We start from the raw sequence: 1,197 nt of genomic DNA on the forward strand, positions 1-1,197 counted from the left end.
GGCGGTAGTCGCAACGTGAGGCGAGCAGTACGTCGGTAAGCTGTGACACGCCGCGCGGCCGGCGGCTACCGGGAGGATTTCGCCGTCGCGTCCCCCTGATGTCGCGGCAAGGCCGTGGTGGCCGACAAGATCGCATCTGTCTCGGCCAAAGGAGCTCGGGTACTACCCGGACATTCCGCACCGATGTTCCTCGACCCCACAGTCGGCGCAGCACATGCTGTCGACTTCGGTGTTCATGATCGTGTGGACGAAGCTGGACAACATTGCCGCAGCAGATCGGACTGACCGCTGGGTATCGGTCATCGCTTGTTCTCTTCCTCGAGCGAATTTGGCGGCCTCTTCGAGGTCACGCGGTAACCACGTCGTTCCGGCCCGGCCCACCGACCTGGAGGGCTGGGCCGGGGCGTTGCCTCCCATGCGGTAGTCGGCATGGCGAGTGGGCGGGCTTGCTGCGTCAGAGTTACCAGGGCAGTGGCGATTTCGTGTATGTCGGCTTTGACGTGGGTAGTGGTTGTGCCCGCATCCCCAACCGGCGACGCCGACAGGCCGACATCGCTATCGGCGATCAGGTCCTGATGGCTTCGGAATTGGGCATTCGCGCGCCGTCGGCAGGGGGCGCGCCGTCTTGGTCGCTGTCGGTCGGGGAAGCGAGTGCCGGCTCATGTTCACCGTCGATGGTCAGTGGTGTGCTCCGAGTGGGAGAGTTCGATGTACAAGTGTCAGAATGTGTGATAGACATCTGTCCAGACACTGAGAGGTCTCAGGTGGAGGTCGCTTCCGGTCGTAGCGGAGGTCGACGGTCATGCACTCCATCCGGAGAACGTGCAAGGTGAGGAGAGCCTGATGCGGCGGAGGCCGAGTGCTCGATGTGATGTCGAGTGGTGTCCGGATGTCACAGCGGTGTGCGGGCCGGGCATCGCGGGTGGTGTCGAGTGAGCCGACCGCAGATCATGTTCGGCCGGGGGGCGGTGGTCGTCGGCGGTAGCAGCGGGGTGGGATTCGCTGTGGCGCGCTTGCTGGCGATGAACGGTGCGGGAGTCGTGATCAACGGACGGGACGGGGCGGCTGTGGATCGGGCCGTCGCTGAGATCCGGGCCGCGGGTGGCGTGGCATGGGGTGTCGACGGGTCGGCGGCCGATGCGCTGGTCGCGGAGAAGCTGGTCGCAACGTGTGTTGCCGAATGCGACGCGGTGGATG

The 1,197-nt window shown here is 65.2% G+C and carries 1 pseudogene; it reads left to right on the forward strand.

Going from position 1 to position 1,197, the window contains the following annotated elements:
- Positions 1-1,004: 1,004 nt before the first annotated feature.
- Positions 1,005-1,197, forward strand: a pseudogene (locus ACWDNU_RS46365) (3-oxoacyl-ACP reductase); the annotation flags it as partial.

This window comes from Amycolatopsis sp. NPDC003676, from assembly GCF_053587275.1.